Annotated in this window: 9 protein-coding genes; 2 read left to right on the plus strand and 7 right to left on the minus strand. The window is 44.9% G+C overall.

The genetic code is table 11. The features are described 5' to 3' along the window. Positions 1-35: 35 nt before the first annotated feature. The 6 genes from QT987_RS11885 to galE form a co-directional block, all read right to left on the minus strand. The gene (locus QT987_RS11885; protein ID WP_333240034.1) at positions 36-1,280 is read right to left on the minus strand and encodes a glycosyltransferase family 4 protein; all 1,245 of its coding nucleotides are present in this window, start codon (positions 1,278-1,280) and stop codon (positions 36-38) included. Positions 1,281-1,348: 68 nt separating this feature from the next. Further along, positions 1,349-3,352 carry an ABC transporter ATP-binding protein gene (locus QT987_RS11890; RefSeq protein WP_333240036.1) on the minus strand — a complete coding sequence of 668 codons (2,004 nt, stop codon included), beginning with the start codon at positions 3,350-3,352 and terminating at the stop codon, positions 1,349-1,351. Positions 3,353-3,444: 92 nt separating this feature from the next. Further along, a complete protein-coding gene (locus QT987_RS11895) occupies positions 3,445-4,596 on the minus strand; it encodes a glycosyltransferase family 4 protein (RefSeq protein WP_333240038.1) in 1,152 nt (383 codons plus the stop codon). 279 nt (positions 4,597-4,875) lie between these two features. Then, positions 4,876-5,712 (minus strand): hypothetical protein, encoded by an 837-nt coding sequence (locus tag QT987_RS11900; RefSeq protein ID WP_333240040.1) that lies wholly within the window; start codon positions 5,710-5,712, stop codon positions 4,876-4,878. 29 nt (positions 5,713-5,741) lie between these two features. After that, positions 5,742-6,665 carry an alpha-1,2-fucosyltransferase gene (locus QT987_RS11905; protein ID WP_333240042.1) on the minus strand — a complete coding sequence of 308 codons (924 nt, stop codon included), beginning with the start codon at positions 6,663-6,665 and terminating at the stop codon, positions 5,742-5,744. 101 nt (positions 6,666-6,766) lie between these two features. Next, positions 6,767-7,768 (minus strand): UDP-glucose 4-epimerase GalE, encoded by a 1,002-nt coding sequence (gene galE, locus QT987_RS11910; protein WP_333240044.1) that lies wholly within the window; start codon positions 7,766-7,768, stop codon positions 6,767-6,769. 640 nt (positions 7,769-8,408) lie between these two features. Between galE and gloB the strand changes: the two genes are divergently transcribed. Continuing rightward, positions 8,409-9,182, plus strand: coding sequence for a hydroxyacylglutathione hydrolase (gloB, locus tag QT987_RS11915; protein WP_333240046.1), 774 nt, complete (start codon positions 8,409-8,411; stop codon positions 9,180-9,182). Positions 9,183-9,279: 97 nt separating this feature from the next. Here gloB and QT987_RS11920 read toward each other — a convergent pair whose 3' ends face one another. Beyond that, on the minus strand, positions 9,280-10,119 hold the full coding sequence (locus QT987_RS11920; protein ID WP_333240048.1) for a glycosyltransferase: 840 nt from the start codon (positions 10,117-10,119) through the stop codon (positions 9,280-9,282). A gap of 641 nt (positions 10,120-10,760) precedes the next feature. On the opposite strand from QT987_RS11920, the gene QT987_RS11925 reads away from it, so the two are divergent. Continuing rightward, entirely contained in the window at positions 10,761-15,929 is a 5,169-nt protein-coding gene (locus QT987_RS11925) for a PAS domain-containing protein (RefSeq protein WP_333240050.1), read from the plus strand. The last annotated feature ends 245 nt before the right edge of the window (positions 15,930-16,174 follow it).

Genomic DNA, 16,174 nt, shown 5'->3' on the forward strand with positions numbered 1-16,174 from the left:
GGAATTTTAAAGTCCCAAAAGCCTTTCGACCCCAATTATTTACTCGCTACCCCTTGACAGTTCAAGACAGTATCTACGGAATTTTGAATTATCGGATATCGCACTTGCTCATCTACATAACCCATAATTTTCTGTATCCTATTTTCCCACGAGAATTGCTTGACAAAATCCATCGTTTCTGCATAACCTTCGGTTTTCCTCGGATATTTGGTTAAACAATCTCGAATGCTTTGCGCGAACTGGTGCGGGTTATCCGGTTCGCACCAAGTTGCTGCTATATTTCCCGATTTAAATTCCATTAAAGATGCAATCTCCGTCGCTACAATCGGGGTTCCCGATGCCATGTAATCAAAGAATTTTAAAGGAGATGTGAACGTCGCGGCCTCTGTCAAACAGTGCGGGTGAGTCAAAACATCGGCTGCTTGCAGCAAGCTAGCTAGTTGATTTTGCGGCAGGTAGCCGAGAAATTTAATGTTGTTAACTTGCTTGGATTTGGCTAATTGCTGGTAGGCTGTTACTTGGGATGAATCACCGCCCGCGATCGCAAATTGAACCAGTGGCAATTCCTTAGCCACATCCACCAACATATCAACACCTTTAAACGGGTAAAGTCCCCCTGCATAAACTGCTAAATGCTGTCTGTCATCTTCTAATAATTGGTGTCGCCAATTCTGGGCTGCTTCTGTTTGTCTCGCGAGAAACAAATGGTTAAAACCGTTGTGCAGTGTAATTACTTTTTCCGGCGGCATTCCATTCTTAATCATGCTGTCTCGGACAGTATGGGCAACAGTTACGGAAATTTGAAACAGAGGATTGCGGACAATTTCTGATTCAAATTGCTTGTTTTCATGGTGATGCTGTTCATAGATAGCGGGAATTCCGTTTTTAATTGCTGCTTTGACAAAGTTCCAGTCGCGGGTGTGGACAATTTTAGTGGATTTAAGCAGGTGAATCGGTAAGTAGTATTTTGATACTATTGTACTGGAACTCGTCCACTTGCTGTCCCAAAGGTCGATCGGCCACGGCATCGGTAAATCTGCTACTTTTAATTTATCTTGAATATTGTAGATTTTGGCAAGTTTGTTATCTGGTTTCCTGGGTTGAAAAGGAAAAAGCAAATCAACCGGATTCAAAGCACTCCAGCCTTTGCGGAGGTATACCAAAACTGCTGGATAACCGAGGTTTGCTGCGGCATTGGCAGAGTGGGCAACTTGAACTAAGCTCGCTACATTGGGTTGTGGCAAGGTATTTCTGGTAAAAAATACATAATATTTGGACATGGTAATTGGTAGTTAGTAAGTGGTAATTAGTAATTGTTGACTGTTGACTAATGACTAATGACTAATGACTACTTTTTAACAGCCTGACGCTTAATAGTATTTTCTATAAATTCTAAAGTAGTGAAAATATTGGCAGCAGAGTGAAATGATTCTCTGATTAACTCGTCTCTTTCTTCGGGAGAGTCTACCATTTCATCTACTAGCATTTTGAGGTAAGCTATCATGGGAGTCAGGCGAGTGCGAATTTCGTAAGAACCTCTAATTAGAGCTTCATCGCGAGCGGTTTCTTCGGCAAATTGCACTGAATACAAGCGAGTGTAGTATCCTCCTTTTGCTAGCAATTCTTCGTGGGAGCCCATTTCTACTACTTGTCCGCGATCGATCACGGCGATTTTGTTGGCTTTTTGGACTGTGGAGAGGCGGTGGGCGATTACCAACGTTGTGCGATCGCAACTCAATTTCTCGATCGCCGCTTGCACGTACCTTTCCGAAACCGTATCCAGCGAACTCGTTGCCTCATCTAAAATTAAGATTTCCGGGTTTTGCAGCAGGGCTCTAGCAATTGAAATTCTCTGACGCTGCCCTCCCGATAAAATCACGCCCCGATCGCCAATTTGAGTATCCAACCCCTCCGGCAACAGTTGGATAAACTCATAAGCATTCGCTCCCTTCGCCGCTTCCACAATTTCTTCCTCAGTCGCTTGAGGCCTAGCGTAAGCAATATTTTCGCGCACTGAAGCATTAAACAAAAACGTATCTTGGCTAACAATACCCATCGCTTGTCTGAGACTTTTCAGCTCAAATTCGCGCAAATCCCTGCCATCGATCGAGATATGACCTTCAGTAGGATCGTAAAATCTCGGCAGTAAATCTGCCAAAGTTGACTTGCCAGAACCCGAAGTTCCTACCAAAGCCAAAGTAGTGCCGTGAGGTAGAAATAAATCAATTCCTTGCAAAACTAAATTTTTGTGGTTAGGATAACTAAAAGATATTTTATTAAAATGAATTCCCGATCGCAAATGAGTGTAAGGCACAGAACCGTTCAGCATAAATGGCTTGTCCTCGCAGCTCAAAAAATCATTAACCACCTCTACACTAGCCGACGTATTAGCAAATTGACTGCGCCCGCTATTCAACTGTGAAATTAAAGGAATTAACCTAAAAAGTACCAATAAGTAGGTTAATAAAATTGTAGCAATAGACTCTATCTCATTCGCAAATATGGTGCGACCTATAAATACAATCAAAATTATAACTATCAAATTAACAACTTCGTTAATTGGGGCGATCGCCGCATAATTTACCTGAGCCTGAAAATCCGCTTGTTCTCGCCTTTGAATTAAATACTTGATCCGCTGATACTCCCTTTCCTCGTTCCCAGTTGACTTGACCAGCCGAATCCCCGTAATGGTTTCCAGCACCCTAACCGAATAATCTTTCGACATTTCAGAAAGCAGGTGGCCAAAATGCTTGGAACGGTTAATAATATATTGATTTGCCCAAGCAACTAACGCCAGCAAAACTGTAGCTGTCACCGTCAGTTTCCACGAAATAGAAAGTAGCAGGCCCACAAACACCAAAACCGTGATTGACGTAGTAAACATTCCGATGGCCGTACCAACTGCACTAGCAGTCCGACCAATCTCTCCGCCCAATCTATTAATTAAATCGCCGACTTTAGTTTTAGAGTAAAAATCTAAATCTACTTCTAACAACAACCGCAAACCTGCTTCTCGTAAATCAAAAGTCAAAGATCGCGTCAAAGAAGTAGCTACTAAAGTATTGATATAACTCGCAACATTTTTAAAAAAAATTGCCAGCACAACCGCCCCGGTCATCAACATTAAACGCTGATTTTCGGGCATTCCCTCAAAGGGATACATCAAAGTTTTAATTAGAGATGGAGCGCCGCGCAGCTCGATAGCGTGATCTAAAAAACTTAAAAGCACTGGTACAATCAGAGTAGTGCTGATACCGTTGAATAAAGCGCCAGAAAAGCCCAGCATCACAGTTAAGAGAATCCTGCCGGGATATCGTCTGGCAAATTTTAGGAGTAGCTTATTGGCAGACATGAAGCATTCCCAGCTAAACAGTACGGCATCTCAAAATATTCTTTAATAACAGCCAGTTTTTCTTCCTCCCGTGAGTCGGTTTAAAATAACATTTACATACCTGCGATTATATCTGAAAGTATCGGTTTCATTGCTTGAATACTATATTTTTTCACACATCTTTCCCGAGCTTTCATTCCTTGTAAATTAGCCGCTGTCAAATGTTGAAATATCCATTGAATTTTTTGTGAAATTTGAGCGGGAGAACTCGGATCGACTAAATAACCCGTTCCTCCTAAAATTGCTGGAATATCCCCCACTCGCGTAGATAAAACAGGCTTAGCCATTGCCATACCATCTGTCAGCTTGAGCGGAAACTGAGCCACGGCTGTGAGAGTTTCTCGCTGAGGAACAACGACAACATGAGCCGCCGCTACAACCGACGGCATTGTCTCCACCGGAAACCTTGGCAGTTTAATAATCCAACGCCCCCATTGTTTCACAAGTTTATCATCATAATCATCATAAGGACTCCCACCGACGATCGCTAATTTTAAATCGGGCTCATTTAACTGTTCGAGGGCCATCAAAACATCCTCAACACCTTTGTGAGGTCGCGGTGCCCCCGGAAACATCAGAACTCTATACCCGGACAAGCCGTAACGCTGTCTGCTCAATTCAGGATTGTATTTAGCAGGGTCGAACATTGCAGTATCCTTACCATTAGGCAAATATACACCACCAAAACGCTCTTGTAAAAACTCAGTATCAACGGTGACTGCATCCGCACGGTGAATGAGACCTTCCATCCACTTGAGATAGAGGGGATGATCTGGTTCTCTCAATTGACCGTTATGTTTAAAAATATCTCGATAAAGTTGTTTGAAAGATGGACGGTATTTCCATTCATCTCCGCCGTACCAGCTCATTTCCCAGTCGTCTATATCTAAAATTATAGAGTGGCGAGTCGCCAGTTTTTTTAGCAGTGATAATCCAAAGCTTGTAGGTTTAGGTTTAACTGCATAAATAATATCCCCATCTATTTTTTTCCAAAGTTTTTGAGCATCCCTTAAAAACCCCGGATAATTTTTCCCCGGTATCGCACATACCGGGATATCTCTGGGAGGAGTAGCATACAATTCCGTGCCAAACTGAAATCCCACAACTTCTACATCACATTTAAGCTCTATCAAGACTTGAGCTAATAAAAAAGCACGAATTGCACCTCCTCCTGACAAATCGCTCACTACTAATGAAACTTTCACTGAGTATTTTGTTTAAAACATTTGTTTAATTTTCCTGCTTAACCGAGCTTTTGTCAAGGCGATGGGGACTCACGCACTCCCGACCAAAGCAACCGGGTTTTTAACCAGGGCAAAGGGCAGCAACGCGTCTTTTGGTAAAAAAAACACAATAATGAACCCAAGACTGTTATTCAAGCCAGCAATAATTCTTCTAGGTAAATTTTCGGATATGTTGAGGCTAATTTTTTTTGTTTGGGCAAAACTTTGTTGCTTTTGATGCAGTTTGCCAACAAACTTTAATTATTTTAAACGCCAGGGATTGTTAAGTTGATTTGGTAAAAATATTTTAGCTGTGCGATCGACTATTCTAGTAAAGAGCGATCGCGTCACGTTCTTTGCGTACTGAGGGCGGTAAGGATAAGTGCAGTGCATTACTTTAATCGGTTTGTCGATCGTATAAACATCTTTCCACTTATCCAAGTAGTTGTAAACCGGGGACAAAGTTGTCATTTTCGGTTTCACCGATTCAACAGCCGCCGCAAAAGCGCCCTGGTCTTTCAACAGTAGCACATTTTGATGGGCAACTACCATATCGAAATATTTCTTAAAGTTTGTGAACAATTCGTGAGTTTTACTACTTTTCGTAAAAGCGATAAATCCGCCATTGTATTGAATGCTATTTTCATTTAGCGGCAACCCGACAGACTGCAAAGTTGACAGAATATCCTGCTTAACTCTTAATAAATTTGCCGCTTTAGCAATCGCAGGCTGCACATCTTCCGTCACCAACAAATCCACCCCATCAAGAAAATCAAACACCTCATCTATTGGCGACAGCAAACAAATATCACAATCCATATAAATAGTTTTCTCAAACAGAGATTCCCCGTACAAAGCCAGCTTAGCTAGCCGCGACGCCAAAACAGGATTTTCATTAGAGGGTGCAGGTTTCAATATGACATTTCCAAACACCTGAAGTAAAGGATATAAAAATTGAGGAACTCTATCTATTAAAATAATAATTGGTTCCCGGTGAAACTTCCTAACAGACGCCAGAAAATGAACGCAATCCTGGAAAGAGTAAAGACCGGTTAAAATAGTGATAAATCCCTTAACTGCTAATTTATTTGAATTCATTAATTTACTTATTGATTTACTTATTCCCCTCAGTGTGTCCACTCCCAAAAGCTCTCACTCCAGTCATCTCGTTCGTGAAAAATTCCTTGCCATTCATAAAAATGTACAAAATCTTTCAGGTTAATTGTTTTATTGACATTGCGGATCATATAAAGAGGTTTATCTCCATAAAAAGAAGCCCACATAGTATAACTGCTAGGCGGCCCGACAACATAGTCGCATTCAGCCAAAGCATACATATCTTCAATTAAATGACTGCTGCCAAATCCACAGTTAAAACTCTCAAATAAACTCGGATTTTGCGAAAGATTAGAACAAATCAAAAACTTGATTTTTTTTCCTTCAAATAGCCTTACCACAGAATTCATGACTTCTAAATATTGCTCATTTTTGTAAAAGTATCTCCCCTGTTGATGCTGAGCATAATCTCCTTGACGGATGTGAATTCCAACGAGCAGATCCGAGTTATTTTTTAAATTCAATATCAAACGCTCTACATTGATTCTATATCGCTCTAATGGTGCAAAGTATGCTCTAATCGGGTCGGCGTACTTGTGTAACTTGGGGATATCTTCTACAAACCAGCCATCTCGAAACAGCCAGCCTTGAAAACAAACAATTGAACCGTGCTTGATTTGTTCGATATCCTGATATTTTAGCCAACTAAAAGGTTCTTTTCGGGTTATTTCTTGCGTTTTTAATATTTTTTTGTTGCTTAAATACTTAATAAAATTATAATATTTACTTCTGACAAACTTGTTGCCTGGTGCGGTAAAATATGGAGGAGGATAACAACACAAAAAATCCCCTGCGGTTCCCACAAAGAATCCTGCATATTCGTCAAAAGCCGGATTGAGAACAGTCAAATTATGCTCGATCGCCCAAGCAATGAAATTAGCAAAAAGCAGCAGTCGGTTGCCGAGTTGTCCCGATTTAGCAGATATTATTAGCATATTGTATTTTTGGGGCGGGCGGGACGCCCAACCCCTACTCCCCACAAGAATTCAATCAAACTTTGCTGTAATGGTAAGGTGCGACATAAGCACGCTACAGACTAAGAGTTGTGGCGTTTTTGGTGCCACTGCCAAGCATGGGAGATAATGTTCTTAATGTCGGGATACTCTGGAGACCAACCCAATGTTTCGATCGCCTTTTTGCTGCTACCAACTAAAGCAGGCGGGTCTCCTGGACGCCGATCGCACTCAACAGCCTTAATCTCTTTTCCCGTCACTTGGCGAGCCGTTTCTATCACCTCTTTCACCGAAAACCCGCCCCCATTGCCCAAATTAAAGAAATCAGATTTGCCACCATTTAGCAAATATTCTAATCCTAAAATGTGAGCAGATGCCAAATCGTTAACGTGAATGTAATCCCGGATGCAAGTACCGTCAGGAGTATCGTAATCCGTGCCAAAAATCGCGATCGAATCTCGTTTACCCAAAGCCGCGAACAACACCAGCGGGATCAGGTGAGTTTCTGGATTGTGATCCTCTCCTAACAACCCGTTCGGGTCAGCCCCAGCCGCGTTAAAATAGCGGAAACAAACAGACTTGAAATCATACGCAGCGTCAAAATCCGACAAAATCCGTTCTACCATTAACTTAGTAGCACCGTAGGGATTGATCGGGTTTTGTGGGTGGTCTTCTGTGAGCGGGATTTTCTGCGGTACACCGTAAGTCGCGCAAGTAGAAGAAAACACAAATTTCTTCACGTCAGCAGCGATCATTGCTTCCAAAAGCGTAATAGTGCCGATGACATTGTTGCGATAATATTTAGCTGGGTCGGTAACAGATTCGCCCACGTAAGCGTAAGCCGAAAAGTGCATTACCGCATCAATCTTGTGCGTAGCAAACAAGTTATCGAGAAGAGTGCGATCGTTCGTATCGCCAACTACTAACTCCACCTGCAAAGCCTGATCTACTAAATCTCTGTGACCGTAAACTAAATTATCCAAAATCACCACACCATAACCGGCGTTTTTCAGCGCTAATACTGCGTGAGAGCCAATATATCCAGCTCCGCCCGTCACCAAAATAGTTGGTTTTTCTGCACTCATTTTATTCTGCCTGTTTTTGTAGCTGGGATTGCCAAGAGCCTTGTTAATTTGAGACTTCCACATCTGACGCTTTCACACTCCGCGTGAGCCGGAGAATTCAAGCGAAATATATAGGCTTTGCTGTGCCCGACGGGACGATCGCACTCCTAAAAAACGCTTTTTATACTCCAGATAGATGCTGACTGTGCAAGTCTTTGTTTTCAATCGATAAACTTGAGGCGACCAATTTGGATATAATCAAATATCCGATTGATTTGATGTCGATCCTCTTCTGAAATTTTATCATCTGACAGGATAGCCGAAGTCAAAACTAAGTGTTCCCTGCGAGTGATCTTCCCAGAGGCTACAATCCGATCGACTTTTTGAGAAATTGTTAAGTTTGATTTGTTGTGAGATGTTCGCATTTATTCGATCGCTTGTATGCTAAAATAGTTAAAGCCGATTGCAGTTCATGACCCAAAAATGGTGCGTACTCGACCGCAAATCAATTTGCTCAACAGCATAAATAACGTATTAGAGTTTTACTTCCAGGTTTACTTCCCAAGATAGATATGCGGACTTAATAAATCTGCAATCAGCCTTCGGATAGCGTTCAGAGTAACTTAATTATATAATATTTTTCCGAGAGAGGCACTTTTCTATGCAGGTTTATCGGCTTCCGGTACTGTCCGACAATTACATTTTCTTGCTGCACGACCCCGATCGCCACACCGCAGCAGTCGTCGATCCAGCACGATCGCAGCCAGTATTAGAGCAACTGCGATCGCTCGGAGCCGAATTAACCGCAATTTTCATTACCCACCACCACAGCGACCACGTAGGCGGCAATCAGGAACTGATCGATCGCTTTCCCCAAATTAAAGTTTATGGTGGCGCAGAAGATAGAGGCAGAATACCCGGACAGCAAGTGTTTTTACAAGCGGGCGATCGAGTTTCTTTCGCCAACAGAACCGCCGAAGTCTTCTTCCTACCCGGCCACACAAAAGCTCACATCGCCTACTATTTCCCCCCCAGCAACCCCAGCGAAACCGGCGAATTGTTTTGCGGCGACACCTTATTTGCCGGCGGCTGCGGCAGGCTCAAAGAAGGCACTCCCGCCCAAATGTTAGCCTCTCTGCGGCAACTGCGAAACTTGCCCGATAGTACGAGAGTCTGGTGCGCCCACGAATACACGCTGAACAACCTGCAATTTGCCTTGAGTGTGGATGGCGACAATCCCGATTTACAGCAGCGCTTCGCCCAAGTCAAGGAAGCGCGCAGTCGATCGCAACCTACAATACCATCATCGATCGGCATCGAAAAAAGCACAAACCCATTTTTGCGCTGGGATTTTCCCAACCTCCAATCAGCCACCAACACCTCCGATCCAGTGCAAACCTTCGCTCGATTGCGCGGCATGAAAGACCAATTTTGACCCCCTCGCATCCAGGATACCCGCCACGTGATTCATCTCGCGCAAGTCAATGCTTCAATTCTAAAATCTAAAATCTAAAATCTAAAATTGATTGACCTTAACGTTTTTGTTTCTTCAGGTAACTCTTAAACTTGGTTGTCGGTTCCCTCAACCACTGGCCAAATGCTCTGTATTTTATCTTAAATCTCGACAGCCAATTAAAATTCTTGGGAATTTTTTCCACTTCGTCCTTAAACGGTGTCTGAGACAACATATCGAGCCATAATTGATTGGGGGTTGAGCTTTCCCACGGTTTCGGTCTTGACATAAAGTGCATCACTTTACTTGACATATCATCAGTCTTGTGGTTGTTCCAGATTTGGTCTAATTGCTTCCACCTTCCCGCTAAAACAGAATTTAATGCACCCTGATCGTGATCCCCCCAAAGGTTTAATCGAGCGTTTTCCATCAACTTTTCGGACAGTTGCTCTTCCTCCCAAAGCTTCATGTTGTAAACTAAAACACCCGTATTGAAATAAGGGTTTCGATCTTGAGAATTGTTCGTATTTCCCCAGACATTGGGTGCGGCTGCTATCGGCATTGTTTGAAGATCGAGGTTCCACAGTGGCTCTAAACTTCCCAGAACGATCGTGTCGCTGTCGAGCCAAATCAGCCTTTCTGTTTCCTTGGTATATTTTTCAGGCTGCAATTTAACGTAAGCAAGTTTAGAACCTGACAGAGAAAGAAGTTGGTCGTAACTAGATTGCAATTCTTGCCATTCAATCTGGTATTTGCAGCAATTCTGTAACTGTTCCTTTTGCTGTGGAGCTATGCCGGTAGATACAATGCTAATTTTTACCTGCTCCTGTCCCGATTTACTAACATTCAAATCTATAGACTTAAGAAGTGCTGCCAACCCCAGAATATAGTTGCGATCGCCGGCGGTGAATATGTGCATAGGATTAAGTTTGTGAAATTAACAAAGGTAAAAGGCGCGCGGTCAAACTTGACACAAACGTCGGCACGGGAGGAAGCAGGCTGCCCTGTATTGGGTAAATACGATCGCCCGTTTACCGTTGAGACGAACAGAACCTTGCCTAAATTTACCATCTGGTTTACGCAAAGAAACCGGGTTTTTAAGTAGGTAGGCGCAAATAAAGTTTACCACAATGTAACAGAAGGTAACGCGGGCGTAACCAGAGCGATTGCTTCGTTTCACTCGCTGCAAGAGAGGGCTTATTTATTTTCCAGCTTAATCTACTTATTTATCTGTGTGCAAGTGCCATCTGTTCGCGCGAAAACCAGCAACAGCAATGGGTAATATGCAGCAACACGGAAAACTGATGAGACGGACTAACCTGGCATTTGAAACAGCCAGAAAATTCCCCGTCGCCTCTGCCGAATCCCGCAAATGGTTCAGACGTGGGACTCTACGATAAAATAAATTGTCTAGATATCGATATTATTACCGCAGAACGATCGACATCCATCTTAGGTTTGAAGTGTCACCCTGCTCAAGTCAAAAGTTCCTCTGGTTATTTCCCTATTATTGCTCGCGATTTGCTTTGCCCAAAGTAAAATAAGCGTTGTTAGAAACCGATGCAAAACCCACGCAATACTGAACCCCAAGCAAAAATCGACCCCTCTGTTTCAACGGATTCTAACAAAGCGTTCTACCCAGCCGCGCCTTTGCCAACTGATGTAGGGATGGTTCTGCAATTGGCAGATGGTAGCATTCAGGGGTGCAATTGTCACGCCCAGGAGCTGTTGGGGATGACAGCAGAACAGATGCTCTTATGCACTTCAATCAACAGTCGCTGGCAGACTCTGCGTGAAGATGGCTCGGATTTTCCCGGCGAGACACATCCGGCGATGGTGGCGCTGCAAACCGGGCAACCATGTTTAAATGTCATCATGGGCTTTTATCGGCCACAGGGAGAATTGATTTGGTTGACGCTCAATTCTCAACCTTTATTTCAGGGAGATCGATCGACTCCCTATGCGGTAGTAACAACCTTCACTCCTATCGCTCAGCCTCAACCCGAACCAGTCTGTAACGCGCCCGCGGCCCAACTGTCAGACACCCTCGAAAGTATTTCGGACGGGTTCTTTGCTTTGGATCGAGACTGGCGATTTACCTACCTCAATTCGCAAGCGGCGCGGTGGCTGAATCGACCCTCGAAAGATTTGATTGGCAACAGCATTTGGGAAGAGTTTCCCGAATCAGTGGGCAGTTTGTTTGAGATCGCATCTTGCACCATTCTCAAGAACGGGCAAGATGCCCGTTTCACAAAAGATGAATTTTCTTCTTGTGGAACAGGCATCTTGCCTGTTCGGGAACAAATTACGGTGAGTTTTGAATTTTTTGATCCGCCACTCAATGCTTGGTATGCGGTACGAGCTTATCTCATCCCATCGGGACTTGCCGTTTATTTTCAAGATGTCACCGAGCAGAAAGCGGATCGGGCTGATTCAATTAAACAAGCACAAACTTCGCAGCAACAACTAACAGAAATCGAGGCGATTTATGCTAGTGCGCCGATCGGACTTTGCTTCCTCGATACCGAGTTGCGGTTTGTCCGCATCAACGATCGGCTAGCAGAAATAAACGGAGTTCCAGCCGCCGCCCACATCGGCAAAACATTGCGCGAAATCTTGCCAGAAATGGCAGATGATTTAGAGCCACTTTACCGACAAGTTATTGAAACTAAAGTTCCACTTCAACAGCTCGAACTTAGCAGGACGAACTCAGCACAGCCGGGAGTCGATCGCGATTGGCTGTTGAGTGTCTATCCACTCAGGGCCGAGGACGATCGCGTTTTGGGCGTGAATGTGACGGTGCTAGAAATTACCGATCGCAAAGCTACCAAAAAAGAAATTCAACGGCTCAACCAAGAACTAGAGCGACGAGTCAATGAACTGGAATCGATACTTGATGCTGTACCCGTTGGCATTACGATCGCCCGCGACCCACAGTGTAAAGTAATTCGCGCTAACCGATTTGCCCAGTCGATGTTGATAGTGCCGCCGGATACCAATGTTTCTGGAACCGGAGAGCAAGCCGCAACCCTTCCGTTTAGACGATTCCGCAACGGAGAAGAAATTCCAGGAGAACAACTCCCAATGCAACTAGCTGTGGCTTCCGGCGTCGAAGTGCGAGATGTGGAAATTCAAATGGTGCGCGAGGACGGGGTAGCCTTTGATTGGTTGGTGAATGCGGTGCCGTTATTTGACGAAGAGGGCGCAGTTCGCGGCTGTGTGGCGGCCTTCATGGATATTAGCGATCGCAAACAAGCTCTTGCTGCTTTGCACCGCTCTGAAGAACGCTATCGCACTTTGTTTGAGTCCCTAGACGAAGGTTTTTGCATCATCGAAATGCTGTTTGACGCCGACGAAAAGCCGATCGATTACCGCTTTTTGGAAGTCAATCCTGCCTTTGTGAAACAAACCGGACTCGAACAAGCTACAGGTAAAACGGTGCGACAGCTCCTTCCAAATCACGAAAATTATTGGTTTGAGATGTACGGCAAAGTCGCGCTCACGGGGGAACCATTGCGCTTTGAACACGGCTCGGAAGCCATGAACCGCTGGTTTGAGGTTTCGGCTTTCCGCACTCCTGAGCCGCACAGCCGCAAAGTCGCCGTACTTTTCAAAGACATTAGCGATCGCAAACAATCGGAGAATCTGCTGCAGCAACAGTCCGAGCAACTGCGACTGTTCGTCAAACATTCGCCTGCGGGGGTGGCGATGTTTGACCGCCAGATGCGGTATATGCTGGTGAGCGACCGCTGGCTATCAAGTTACGGGATCGGTACTCAAAACATTGTCGGCCGATCGCACTACGACATCTTTCCCAATTTGCCCGATCGTTGGAAACAAATCCACGAGCGCTGTCTGGCGGGAGCAGTCGAAACCTGCCCTGAAGATCGGTTTACCCGCCCTGATGGCTCCATCGACTGGGTGCGCTGGGAAATTCACCCTTGGCGAACCAACACCAATGAGATTGGCGGCATCATGATTTTTTGCGAAATCATCACCGAGCGCAAAAACGCTGAACTCGCGGTACAAGCGGCCTCCCAGCAAGTCAGCAATATTCTAGAAAGTATTACTGATGCCTTTATGGTGATCGATTCACAATGGCGCTATACCTACGTTAATGCCACAGCAGAAAAACTGCTTTCTCGATCGAGAAACGACTTGCTAGGTCGATCGATCTGGGAGGTATTCCCCGCCGAGAAAGAATCCAATTCAAGGGCATATCAAGAATTTCATCGAGTTGTTTCCGAACAAGTTTCTGTCAAGTTTGAAGAGTTCTCCCCGTCGATCCAGATGTATATAGAAGTGAGCGCCTATCCTGCGGCCGCAGGACTTACGGTTTATTGGAGCGATATTAGCGATCGCAAACGCACGGAAGAAGAACTGCGGCAAAAAAATGCGATTTTGAACGTAATTAACGAGTCAGCACCCACGCCCATTTTTGTCAAAGATCGAGAAGGACGGATTATTTATGCCAATCCAGCCACGCTGGAAATAATGGGCAAATCTGCTTCTGAAGTAATTGGTGGTCGCGATATCGATTTATACCCAGTAACAGAACTTGCAGTCACAGTCACGGAAAACGATCGGCGGATTATGGAGTCGGGACAAACAGAAGTCCTCGAAGAATCTCACGATGGCATTCGCACATTTCTGGTAATGAAAGCTCCATACCGCAATCAGGCGGGAGAAGTCATCGGCCTGATTGGCATCTCCAGCGAAATCACAAATCGCAAACGAGCCGAAGTCGCCATGCAAGAACAAACTAAGTTACTGCAAGTCATCATTGACAGCATTGGCGATGGTTTAATTTTGGCAAACCAACAAGGGGAGTTTGTGTTGTTTAACCAAGCCGCAGTGGGGGTATTCGGTCAGCTATCGAATGAAAAATCTTGTGAGGAATGGTCGAGCACCTACGGACTATTTTTGGCAGACCAAAAAACCCTTTTCCCCGCCGCTGAACTACCTCTAGCCAGAGCAATAAAAGGTGAATATGTCAATGATGTAGAGGTATTTGTCCGTCGCCAAGATACCGAAGGTCGCTGGATCAGTATCAGCGGTTATCCGGTAGTTGATATTAGCAACGAAATCAAAGGCGGAGTGATTGTCTGTCGGGATATCACAGAACGCAAACAAGCAGAAGCAGCGCTGCAAGAAAGCGAAGAACGATTCCGCACTATGGCTAACAATGCTCCTTTTATGGTATGGGTAACAGACTCCACAGGCTATTGCACTTTCTTGAGCGAAACCTGGTATGAATTCACAGGTCAAACTGAGGAAACAGGTTTAGGATTGGGTTGGATAAACGCGCTGCATCCAGAAGACCGCGAACAGGTCAAGAACGCATTTTTTACCGCCAAGGAACGCCAGGAACGGTACAGCGTTGAATATCGCGTCGGGCGCAAGGATGGCGGATATTCTTGGGCGATCGATGCGGCGGCTCCCCGATTTTCCGAAAGCGGACAATTTGAGGGTTATATCGGCTCTGTAATCGACATTACAGAACGCAAACAAGTGGAAACCGACCGTGATATAGTTCTCCAATTAGAACAAACTGCCCGCACGGAAGCCGAGCGAGCTAACCGCATTAAAGATGAGTTTCTGGCTGTGCTTTCTCACGAGTTGCGATCGCCCCTGAATCCGATTTTAGGCTGGTCGCAACTGCTCGTCGGCGGCAAGCTGAACGCCAGTCAAAGTGCCAAAGCTTTTGAGACAATTGAGCGCAACGCCAGACTGCAATCTCAATTAATCGAAGACTTGCTTGACGTATCTCGGATTCTGCAAGGAAAACTCAGATTGAATGTTGCTCCGATGAATCTGGCAACCATTATTCCATCTGCTGTGGAAACCGTGCAATTAGCAGCGGAAGCTAAAAAAATTCAAATCCAAACAATCTTAAATCCCGATGTCGGGCAAGTTCTCGGCGATACAAGTCGCTTGCAACAAATTGTGTGGAATTTGTTATCAAATGCTGTGAAATTCACGCCAGAAGGCGGTCGAGTAGAAGTTCGATTAGGGCAAATCGAACACCAAGCTCAAATTAAAGTTACGGACACGGGTAAAGGTATTCTTCCCGATTTCTTGCCTTATGTTTTTGACCATTTCCGACAAGAAGATGGCGCAACAACTCGCAAATTTGGCGGCTTGGGATTGGGATTGGCGATCGTTCGCCAACTGATCGAACTTCACGGCGGAACGGTGTTTGCAGAAAGCGCAGGAGAAGGTCAAGGAGCGACGTTTACGGTGAGATTACCGCTATTAAATGATGATTCTAGAAGGCAGGACGATGAAGCCCTCAATTGGTCTGCTTGTCCCGATCTCTCATCCTTGCCACTAGCTGGATTGAGAATTTTGGTGGTAGATGATGAACTCGACTCGCGAGATTTTGTTGCTTTCGTGCTTGAGGAAGCGGGTGCAGAGGTGATTTCCCTGTCATCTGCTGCTGAGGCGCTAGAGTCGATCGAACAAACTGCACCGGATTTGCTCGTCAGCGACATCGGAATGCCCCAGATGGACGGATATATGTTGATCCATCGCATCCGCACTCAGCTTGCGCCTGAGTATCGGCAGTTGTTGGCGATCGCCTTAACGGCCTATGCTGGAGAAGCCAACGAGCGCCAAATTTTGCAAGCCGGATTTGACAAACACTTAGCCAAGCCGATCAATCCGACCCAGTTAGTTGCTACTGTAGCGCGATCGATCGTCGCCCAGCGCCTTGAAAATCAAGCCTGAGTGTTCGGTAAGACATTGCACTGTAGTTGATTTGGCTCATTACAGCACCCCCGTGTTGCGTAATTTCAAACTGAATTTGCCCCTTAAAAATATTATCCCTGTTTCTTCCCTCGAACGTCGAATCTCGAACCTCGAATCTCAACATCCATCCATTAAATCCGTTACATCCGTTACATCCGCTACATAATCCGTTGCCGAACTCCCTTGCGATCGCCCCTAAAACTTCGCTATTATAAAAAGTTGCA

This window comes from Microcoleus sp. SVA1B4 (assembly GCF_036700545.1).
Lineage (GTDB): Bacteria > Cyanobacteriota > Cyanobacteriia > Cyanobacteriales > Microcoleaceae > Microcoleus.

Excerpts from the sequence above, each read along its gene's own strand:
- QT987_RS11885 (WP_333240034.1), bottom strand. The coding sequence starts at position 1,280 with ATGTCCAAATATTATGTATTTTTTACCAGAAATACCTTGCCACAACCC.
- QT987_RS11890 (WP_333240036.1), bottom strand. The coding sequence starts at position 3,352 with ATGTCTGCCAATAAGCTACTCCTAAAATTTGCCAGACGATATCCCGGC.
- QT987_RS11900 (WP_333240040.1), bottom strand. The coding sequence starts at position 5,712 with ATGAATTCAAATAAATTAGCAGTTAAGGGATTTATCACTATTTTAACC.
- QT987_RS11905 (WP_333240042.1), bottom strand. The coding sequence starts at position 6,665 with ATGCTAATAATATCTGCTAAATCGGGACAACTCGGCAACCGACTGCTG.
- galE (WP_333240044.1), bottom strand. The coding sequence starts at position 7,768 with ATGAGTGCAGAAAAACCAACTATTTTGGTGACGGGCGGAGCTGGATAT.
- gloB (WP_333240046.1), top strand. The coding sequence starts at position 8,409 with ATGCAGGTTTATCGGCTTCCGGTACTGTCCGACAATTACATTTTCTTG.
- QT987_RS11920 (WP_333240048.1), bottom strand. The coding sequence starts at position 10,119 with ATGCACATATTCACCGCCGGCGATCGCAACTATATTCTGGGGTTGGCA.
- QT987_RS11925 (WP_333240050.1), top strand. The coding sequence starts at position 10,761 with ATGCAAAACCCACGCAATACTGAACCCCAAGCAAAAATCGACCCCTCT.